Raw genomic sequence first — 9,941 nt, 5'->3', positions numbered from 1 at the left:
GGCTTGAGCGAAAGCGTGGCAATCTCATAGGACAGGCATACGGACCTGCTATGAGATTGCCACGTCGCTGTCGCTCCTCGCAAGGACATAGGTGGTAAACAGAAAGCGCCGTGATGCTATCACGGCGCTTTCTGTTTTTAGGAAGAAGCTGTCTTGTATCTTGGCTCCTGATTCTTGTCTCTTGCCTCTCTTATACCTACCTCCAGGCCTTATACTGATTGATCAAACCGTTGGTAGATGAATCGTGGCTGCTTACCTCGGCATCGTCTTTTAATTCAGGGAGAATTTTACCGGCTAATTGTTTACCGAGTTCAACGCCCCACTGGTCAAAGCTGTAAATATCCCAGATAATGCCTTGGGTAAATATTTTATGCTCATACATGGCAATGAGTGACCCCAACGTACGCGGGGTTATTTTTTTCACCAGTATAGAGTTGGTTGGGCGGTTACCTTCAAACACTTTGAACGGTGCTATTTTGGCAATTTCCTCTTCGCTCTTACCGGCTTTTTTCAGTTCGTCAATTACCACCTCTTCAGTTTTGCCATTCATTAAGGCCTCAGTTTGGGCGAAGAAGTTGGACAATAACATCTGGTGATGCTCGCCCAGTGGGTTATGTGATTGCGCAGGCGCTATAAAATCACAAGGGATCAGTTTGGTCCCCTGGTGTATCAACTGGTAAAACGCGTGCTGCCCATTGGTACCGGGTTCGCCCCATATCACCGGGCCGGTTTGGTAATCTACATGTTTGCCGTTACGGTCAACATGCTTTCCGTTGCTCTCCATATCTCCCTGCTGGAAATAGGCCGCGAAGCGGTGCATATACTGGTCGTACGGTAAAATAGCCTGTGTTTCGGCCTCAAAGAAGTTGTTGTGCCAAATACCTATTAAAGCCAGTATGGCCGGCAGGTTCTGCTCTACCGGCGCTATTTTAAAATGCTCGTCCATAGCATGAGCGCCGGTTAGCAGTTCTTCAAAATTTTCAAAACCGATGCTCAGCACAATAGACAAGCCAATGGCGCTCCATAGCGAATAACGGCCACCTACCCAATCCCAAAACTCAAACATATTGGCGGTATCGATACCAAATTCGGCTACGCCTTTGCTGTTGGTTGAGAGGGCCGCGAAATGCTTGGCCACATCTTCCTGCTTACCACCTGCTTTAATAAACCAGTCGCGCGCGCTGTGGGCGTTTGCCATGGTTTCCTGCGTGGTAAACGTCTTAGAAGCGATGAGGAATAACGTTGTTTCCGGGTTTAGCGGTTTTAACGTTTCTACTATATGCGTTGCATCAACGTTTGATACAAAGTGCAGGTTCAAATGGTTCTTGTAAGGTTTTAAGGCTTCGGTAACCATCACCGGGCCCAGGTCTGAGCCGCCGATGCCGATGTTCACTACATCGGTAATAGCTTTGCCGGTGTAACCCTTCCAGGTGCCGGAGATGATCTTCTCACTAAAGTCTTTCATCTGCGCCAGCACACGGTTCACATCAGGCATTACATCTTTACCATCAACCAAAATTGGGGTATTGCTGCGGTTACGCAGGGCGATGTGTAACACCGGGCGGCCTTCGGTCACATTTATTTTCTCGCCGCTAAACATGGCTTCTATTGCCTCATTTAGGCCACACTCTTTTGCCAACTGTATCAAAAGGGCTATAGTTTCGTCATCCACGCGGTTTTTTGAGTAATCGAGCAGGATGTCTTCAAACTGTAACGAGAATTTTTCAAATCGTTCGCTATCGGCATCAAAAAGTTCTTTCAGGCTTTTGGCCACTATATCAATATAGTGGTCGGTAAGGTACTTATACGCCTGGGTAGATGTAAGATCAATATTAGGTAGCATAATGGAAATGAGTTTTAAGCAAATGTAATAAGATAAACCAAGGCTGCTAACCAAAGTTTTCAATCGGGCCAAAGCTTACATAAATGTGGCAGTCTTAGTGTTTAATTAACACTGACACGAATTGTCATATTTGTAAAATATTCGCCTGTTACCGGCCCTGTTGGCTTGTTTGTGGCAGCATTTTTGACCTAATTTTAACAAGATTAAAAAATTGTAATGATTTTATAAATCTTGCATTAACACACAAAACTATGTTTGAAAAACTCTTTATGCTGGTAAAAAATAACGCCGGTACGGCTGTTATGAACAACCCCGAAATTCAGGAAAAAGACCGTGATGCCGTGATGAATGATGCCTCCAGCTCCATCATTGAAGTGCTGAAAGGTCAGTTGGATAATGGAAGATTGAAAGACCTGATTAAATATTTCCAATATCCGGGTATTTACGAAAACCCGCTTATTGACAGCGCCGTAAACCGCTTTACCAATAAGCTGAACAATTTTTACAACCTTACTGCCGACAAGGCATCGGAGATTGCCCATAACCTGATACCGCCGGTAATGCAGGAAATGATCAAACAATCCAAACTGGAAGATAAAAATAACGACTTTAGCTTAAGCGCTATGCTCAGCAAACTGAGCGGCAACATGGATATTGCGCCGCTGTTGCAACAATTACGCATGGCATAACATTAAAAGTTAAAGAGTTTTTAAAAGGCTTAGGTTGCTCACCGCGATTTAAGCCTTTTTATTTATACGCGTACCAATTTCTTATATTTGCATTTATGACTAAAGAAAACATCCAGGATTTAAGGGACAGAGTAACGTCCCTGAGGAGGCATCTTTGACATCGATACCAAACTCGATGCGATGCAGAAAGAACAGGATATTACTATAGGCCCTAATTTTTGGGACCATCCTAAAGAAGCCGAAAAAGTGCTGGCTTCTATAAAAACCAAAAAAGTTTGGACGGATGCCTTTCAGAAGGTGGCATCAATAGTAGAAGATACTAACGTACTGTTTGAGTTTTACCAGAGCGGTGATGCCAGCGAGGCCGAAATGAAGGAACAGTTTGACAATGCCGTTACTGCTGTTGAAGAGCTGGAATTTAAAAACATGCTGAGCGCCGAGGAAGACCAGCTGAATGCGGTATTGCAAATAACCGCGGGCGCCGGTGGTACCGAAAGCTGCGACTGGGCCAGTATGCTTATGCGCATGTACATTATGTGGGGCGAAAAGAACGGCTACAAGGTTACCGAGCAGGATTACCAGGAAGGTGATGTTGCCGGTGTTAAAACCGTTACCCTGCAATTTGAAGGCGATTTTGCCTATGGTTATTTAAAGGGTGAGAACGGTGTACACCGTTTGGTGCGCGTTTCTCCGTTTGATGCCAACGCCAAGCGTCACACTTCATTCGCTTCGGTGTATGTTTATCCGCTGGTTGATGATACCATTGAGATTGAGATAAACCCTGCCGATATTGAGTTTGAAACCTTCCGCTCGGGTGGTGCCGGCGGGCAGAACGTGAACAAGGTGGAAACTGCCGTTAGGCTTTACCACAAACCATCGGGTATTATTATCAAGAACCAGGAGTCGCGTTCGCAATTGCAGAATAAGGACAATGCCATGCGTTTATTGAAATCGCAGTTATATGAGATAGAGATGCGCAAACGCCAGGAAACCACCAATGCCATCGAAGGCAACAAAAAGAAGATTGAGTGGGGCAGCCAGATCCGTAACTATGTACTGCACCCTTACAAACTGGTGAAAGACCTGCGTACCGACCATGAAACATCCAACGCCCAAGCCGTACTTGATGGCGAACTAAACGATTTCCTAAAGGCCTACCTGATGGAGTTTGGTGGCAGTAAATAATATTTAAGTAACAGCTTATAACTCTTTATAATCAAAAACGCCAACCGATGGGTTGGCGTTTTTATATAACTTAAAATTCGGCGTTCTTAGGGAAACGAGGGAAAGGTATTACATCTCGGATGTTGCCCATGCCGGTAACAAACAATACCAAACGCTCAAAACCCAAACCGAAACCTGCGTGCGGGCAGCCACCAAAACGGCGGGTATCCAGGTACCACCAAAGTTCTTCCTTAGGGATGCCTATCTCGTCCATACGTTGCTCCAGTTTGTCCAGCCGCTCCTCACGCTGCGAACCGCCTACTATCTCTCCAATGCCCGGGAAAAGGATATCCATAGCGGCAACGGTTTTACCATCGTCGTTCTGGCGCATGTAGAATGATTTGATCTCTTTCGGATAATCCGTCAGGATCACCGGCTTTTTAAAGTGCTTTTCAACCAGGTAACGCTCATGTTCTGATTGCAGGTCGGTACCCCAGCCTTCAACCAGGTACTGGAATTTCTTTTTCTTGTTCGGTGTCGATTCCTTCAGGATATCAATCGCCTCGGTATAAGTTAAACGCTCAAAATCGTTAGCCAGGCAAAACTGCAGTTTCTCCAGCAGCGTCATTTCCGAGCGCTCGTTCTGCGGTTTTTGCTTTTCCTCTTCCAGTAAACGCTGGGTCAGGAACTCGATATCGTCCTTGTTCTTGTCCAGCGCGTAGGTGATCACGTATTTCAGCAAGGCTTCGGCCAGGTCGGCATTGTCTTTAGCGTCGTAGAAAGCCATTTCGGGTTCTATCATCCAAAACTCGGCCAGGTGGCGGGTAGTATTTGAGTTTTCCGCACGGAACGTAGGGCCGAAAGTGTAGATATCACTTAACGCCATCGCGCCCAGCTCGCCCTCTAACTGGCCGGATACGGTTAAATTGGTAGGACGGCCAAAGAAATCCTGTTTATAGTCTATCTCGCCGGTCTCCGTTTTTGGCGGGTTGGCAATATCAAAGTTGGTTACGTGGAAAGTTTCGCCGGCGCCTTCAGCATCGGATGCCGTGATAATGGGCGTGTGCAGGTAAATAAACCCGCGCTCCTGGAAAAACTGGTGAACGGCAAAAGCCAGCGTGTTACGCACACGGAACACCGCGCCAAACGTATTGGTACGGAAACGCAGGTGCGCTATCTCCCGCAGAAACTCCAGGCTGTGCTTTTTAGGCTGTAGCGGATATTTCTCCGGGTCGCTGTCGCCGAGTATTTCAATGGCGGCGGCTTTAAGCTCAACCGACTGCCCTTTACCTAACGAGGCTACCAGTTTACCCGTAGCGCTGATAGCAGCGCCGGTGGTAATACGTTTAAGCAGGGCGGCATCGGTGTTCTCAAAATCAACCACCACCTGCAGGTTATTATTGGTTGAGCCATCATTTAAAGCGATGAACTGGTTATTACGGAAGGTACGTACCCATCCTTTTACGGTTACATCAATATCGGTTTTACCGCTCTCAAGCAGTGCTTTAATTTTTGTACGCTGGCTCATATAATTCAATTATTTGAGCGGCAAAAATACAATTATTTGCCAAAACCCATGAGCGGTAAACCAATAACTTAAAGCAGGTTTAGCGGGGCAGCGCTATCACAAACTTACCATTGCTAAACTTTACGCTATCCGCATAAACGCCGGATGTAGCCGGGAAGGTACGTTTAAATTTAAGCGTGAACCGGCCGGCTATCACTTTATGAACAGAATCATAAGCGGTTACCTGTACCGAGCTGCCATTGGCCGCGCCAATGTTGTAACGGCTCACGGTATCTTTACCCAAAAGCTGGTAATATTTAGCCTGGTTGCCCGATAAAACGTATGTACCGGTATCCCTGAACCTGAAACGCATACGCACCCCCGCTTCCTGGCTAACGCCGAAAACCGAAATGGAATCCGTACCGATCTTAGCTGAGCCCGGGTAAGCATACACCACTAAGCCGTTGCGCTCGGCTACAAAAAACGGGTCGTAATAAAAGCCGTTGTTGTTATTATCATTACGCTTTAAGCATGATGTTAACACTATAGCGGCAAACCCTAAAACAGCAAAAGTAATCTTCTTCATATCCGTAAATATTAGTATTGTGCTATCTATTACGCCAACGAGCCGGCTTGCGCTACAAGCCGGCTCGTTTTTTTACTAAAATTTTATCCTTATAGCAAGGCCGAGGACTTAAGCACTCTATTTGTAATTATTCCTTCCATTGTTTGCCTCAACCAAAGAAAGGTATAACTTTGGAATTACTTGATTTATCAATTCTTAATGGTTTAACAAATGCCGCCAACCTTCCTGCTTTTTTTCGGTCTGGTATTTTACATCGCATTAATCGCACTTTCGTTAGTAATATGCATTCCTATGCTTATGATAAAATCGAAAAAAAGTTGGCGAAAAAGATCATTTTTACTGTAGCCACATCTTTTCCCTGCCTCCTTGCTGCAATGGTAACAATGTCTGTGCTTTTCCTGGTGCCGGGGATTTTAATTTTTTGGATAGCAAATAATTACCTCCCGGATATGCCGAAACTTATTTTGACAATTTTGGGTCTATTCCTCTTTGTTACTATTATAGCCGTTTGCTCGTTATACCTATGGTATTTTGTAAGCAATATCGTTTACAAACGAGTTGACAATAAGCCACTGTCTGAATTTTTAGAAAAAGACAAGGTTTACAAATACCTTAAAATCGTTTTACTCAGGTTAAGAATAATTAATAGTTGAATCAATATTCTGCCCATCCTTTTTTAGTTGGCGAATGCCTCTCTACTCTTACTTCCTTAACTTGAGCAGTACCACATTCTCTACGTGTTGGGTATGCGGGAACATATCCACCGGCTGTATTTTCACGGTGTCGTACTTTTCTTTCAGGATAAGCAGGTCGCGGGCCTGGGTAGCAGCGTTACAGCTTACATAAACTATTTTCTCCGCTTCAATTTCCATGAGGCGGGCAACGACATCGGCATGCATGCCGGCGCGTGGCGGGTCGGTAATGATCACATCCGGTTTGCCGTGCTCGGCCACAAATTCAGGCGTTAACACATCCTTCATATCGCCCGCGTAAAATTTGGTGTTGGTGATGTTATTGATCTCCGAGTTCACCTTAGCATCCTCAATGGCCGATGGTACATACTCCACCCCCACTACCTGGCGCACATGGCCTGCCACAAAATTGGCAATGGTACCGGCCCCGGTGTAAAGGTCATACAAAAGCTCATCCCCTTTGAGCTCCGCAAAGTCGCGGGTGATCTCATACAACCTAAGTGCTTGTATGGAGTTGGTTTGATAGAACGATTTTGGCCCTACCCTAAAACGTACCACCTTGCCGTTGGCGGTGGGCATTTCCTCATGTATAAACTCTGGCCCGCGCCATGCTTTTACCTCCTGGTCAAAAATGGTATCATTCATTTTTGTGTTCACGATATACAGCAGGGAGGTAATCTGCGGAAAGGCCGCGTCCACGTAGTTCATCAACAGGTCAATCTCCTCTTGCGTAGCATGTGCAAATACCACGATCACCATGATCTCGCCGGTTAATGCCGTACGGATAATGAGGTTACGCAACGCGCCTGTATGCTGCCTTACATCGTAATAGCTGATGCCGTTCTCCTTGGCAAAAGCGTTGATGCTGTTGCGCAGATCGTTTGATGGCTCGGCCTGCAGGTAGCAATGGTTTATATTCAGGATCTTATCAAAACGGCCGGGGATATGAAAGCCCAGGGCGTTCATGTCCAACTGCTCGTTGTCGCGACTTTCGCCATCAAACAACCAGCGTTTATTGGAAAAAGTAAATTCCAGTTTGTTACGATAGTAGCGGTCGGCAGGCGAAGGCACAATCGCATCCATGTGGCCTACTTCAATTTTTGCCAAACGGGTAAGCGCGTCGCGTACTGCTTTTTGCTTGAACTGCAGTTGCGCAGCATAAGTCATGTGTTGCCATTTGCAACCGCCGCAAGTACCAAAATGCTCGCAAAAAGCAGGCGTGCGATGTTCTGAAGGTGTTATGAGTTTGGTGATCTTAGCTTCGCCGAAATTCTTTTTGCTGCGGTAAACCTCTACATCGGCTACATCACCAGGCACGGCTTTCTCAATAAACAAAACAAAATCATCGGCTTTGCCTACGCCTTTACCTTCTTCGGCAATATCTATAACGCTTACGTTCTCAAAAAACTTTGGCTTCTTTGCAGATCTACTCATGAGACTGCAAAGGTAAGTATTTTAAGATTTGTTGAGTGTGAAGATTTAGAGCTTGCATTTGACCGTCCCTTGAATCCGTCCCTTGAAAGGGACGGCAATGATGATATAACTGCCAATTCATAGCCGTCAGCTTTAGCCAAACGGTAAGCATTTATATCCGTCCCTTGTAAGGGACGGCAAGGATGGTGTAACAGTCTTATTCATTGCCGTCGGCTTTAGCCAGCGGTAAACATTTGATATCCGTCCCTTGAAAGGGACGGCAATGATGATAAACACCCTATTCATTGCCGCCGGCTTCAGCCAACGGTAAATAGGAAATGCTTAATGTCCGTCCCTTGAAAGGGACGGCAATGATGATGATAAACACCCTATTCATTGCCGCCGGCTTCAGCCAACGGTAAATAGGAAATGCTTAATGTCCGTCCCTTGAAAGGGACGGCAATGATGATGTAACTGCCAATTCATGCCGTCGGCTTCAGCCAACGGTAAGCATTTGATATCCTTCCCTTGAAAGGGACGGCAATGATAATAAAACTATCAAGGTTCATTGCCGTCGGCTTCAGCCAACGGAACACCATTGAAAAGCTCCGGCTTTAGCCTAATCAAATGAACAGGTTGAGGATGTTTTGCCAGAAACCATCCACCTCGATATCCATGTCAATATCAAACTGCTCGTCTATCAATTCTGAAAAGTTCTTTAATTCCTTACTCATGTCTGATGTGATTTACTATGCAAACATAGTAAATTTATACCAAAAACCAAATCGGTATACTGATTAAATTATTGTTAAATTTAGGGCTCACACAAGATTATAGTGTAGAGTTCATAAATTAGTGAGCCACCTACTATACAAATACAGTTACCAGCAAGTAGTTCTATCATCGCTATATTCAATTCAAACGGACTATCCGAAAGTAACCATACCGGAATTAATATTGTTAAAAAGGTTAACACCACTCCGGTAGCGGCAATAACATATTTTATTAGCCGTATGCTCTTAATAACCGTTACTGACAACCTGATCAAAAGGAAAAAAATTATCCACGTGAAAAATGAACACATACCGCCGAAAATAACGATGTAAGGATAACAAGAAAGAGCTTCATTGACACTGAAAAATACAGAACTATGTACAATTGCTTCTATAAGGAAACATATTAAAGGTGCCAGCAAAACGCTGGTTGCCCAGATCTTTAAACTATAGGCGAGTTCATGAAATCGTATTGTCATTCTTAATTTTTAAAAGGTGCCCCGCTAATGGCTAACGGGGCATCCTGGTGATAGGTTCAGGCAAATTCTACAACTATGGGCGCGGTAATCACCTTGATGGTCTTATGATACTTATAGCGCATTTTATATACATAACGCTCAAAAGTTAACCCGCCGGCTTTAAACAGCCGCTTATGCGCAAACCACACCAACGCCGATACGCCATAAAAGAACCAGCGGTACACTATTTTGCGCCAGACTTTTGAAAAGGCGCTCTTGTGCTCAAAAATCATGGCCAGTCGCTCCGTTTGGAAGGTAATATGTGGCGCTTCGTCTATCAGTATATCAGTACATATCTGTTTTAGCAAGCGGCATTGGGTGGCATCTTTAAGCGCCTGGTAAAAGATCTGCGCGGTGCTTTCAACTACAATAACGGCCAGCGTCCATATCTCCATGCTGGTATTCAGGTAACGAACCTTGCGAAACAGCGTATCACCCCAATTTTGCCTGATACGCTGCTCGCCTATCTTATCAATATAACGGCCCAGGTTGTTGCCGTGTTTCTGCTCTTCTTTAATGAACAGGCGCACGGCGTCAACATAATCAGGGTCGCCCAGGGCAAAGGCATATCTGGTGGAGGCCGCGATGAGGTGCTCGCCTTCTGATGTTTCGCCCAGTTGCCAGGCTTGCAGCGATGGCAATATTTCGTCTATTTCATCTTTGGTAATGGTTGGCGCAAGCGACCAGTTTATCCGTTGGTGGCGGGCATTTTCCTTGAAATGCCTTATCCAAAAATCTGTTGTGTGCATAGGTTAG

At 45.3% G+C, this 9,941-nt stretch carries 8 protein-coding genes; 3 read left to right on the top strand and 5 right to left on the bottom strand.

Features of this window, described 5'->3' with window-relative positions:
- Positions 1-196: 196 nt before the first annotated feature.
- Entirely contained in the window at positions 197-1,843 is a 1,647-nt protein-coding gene (pgi, locus tag CKK33_RS06230) for a glucose-6-phosphate isomerase (RefSeq protein ID WP_095703276.1), read from the bottom strand.
- Between the two features lie 251 nt (positions 1,844-2,094).
- Between pgi and CKK33_RS06225 the strand changes: the two genes are divergently transcribed.
- Both CKK33_RS06225 and prfB read left to right on the top strand, forming a co-directional pair.
- Entirely contained in the window at positions 2,095-2,532 is a 438-nt protein-coding gene (locus tag CKK33_RS06225) for a hypothetical protein (protein ID WP_095703275.1), read from the top strand.
- A 95-nt stretch (positions 2,533-2,627) separates the two neighbouring features.
- Positions 2,628-3,717 (top strand): peptide chain release factor 2 gene (gene prfB / locus CKK33_RS06220; RefSeq protein WP_143822907.1). Its coding sequence is split into 2 segments (ribosomal slippage): positions 2,628-2,687 and positions 2,689-3,717, totalling 1,089 coding nucleotides; the frame shifts between segments, so codons are not numbered across the junction.
- Between the two features lie 70 nt (positions 3,718-3,787).
- Here the strand turns inward: prfB and asnS are convergent.
- Positions 3,788-5,224 carry an asparagine--tRNA ligase gene (gene asnS, locus CKK33_RS06215; protein ID WP_095703274.1) on the bottom strand — a complete coding sequence of 479 codons (1,437 nt, stop codon included), beginning with the start codon at positions 5,222-5,224 and terminating at the stop codon, positions 3,788-3,790.
- 79 nt (positions 5,225-5,303) lie between these two features.
- Entirely contained in the window at positions 5,304-5,789 is a 486-nt protein-coding gene (locus CKK33_RS06210) for a hypothetical protein (RefSeq protein ID WP_095703273.1), read from the bottom strand.
- 170 nt (positions 5,790-5,959) lie between these two features.
- Between CKK33_RS06210 and CKK33_RS06205 the strand changes: the two genes are divergently transcribed.
- Positions 5,960-6,442: a hypothetical protein gene (locus CKK33_RS06205; protein ID WP_143822906.1), complete on the top strand. Its 483-nt coding sequence runs from the start codon at positions 5,960-5,962 to the stop codon at positions 6,440-6,442.
- Positions 6,443-6,490: 48 nt separating this feature from the next.
- On the opposite strand, the gene rlmD is transcribed toward CKK33_RS06205, so the two are convergent.
- Entirely contained in the window at positions 6,491-7,915 is a 1,425-nt protein-coding gene (gene rlmD / locus CKK33_RS06200; RefSeq protein ID WP_095703271.1) for a 23S rRNA (uracil(1939)-C(5))-methyltransferase RlmD, read from the bottom strand.
- Positions 7,916-9,202: 1,287 nt separating this feature from the next.
- The gene (locus CKK33_RS06190; protein ID WP_095703269.1) at positions 9,203-9,934 is read right to left on the bottom strand and encodes a ferritin-like domain-containing protein; all 732 of its coding nucleotides are present in this window, start codon (positions 9,932-9,934) and stop codon (positions 9,203-9,205) included.
- Between the last annotated feature and the right edge of the window lie 7 nt (positions 9,935-9,941).

It is taken from the genome of Mucilaginibacter sp. MD40, from assembly GCF_002288635.1.
Lineage (GTDB): Bacteria > Bacteroidota > Bacteroidia > Sphingobacteriales > Sphingobacteriaceae > Mucilaginibacter.
The sequence above is the reverse complement of the archived record's forward strand: the minus strand, read 5'-3'. Positions and strand labels throughout refer to the sequence as shown.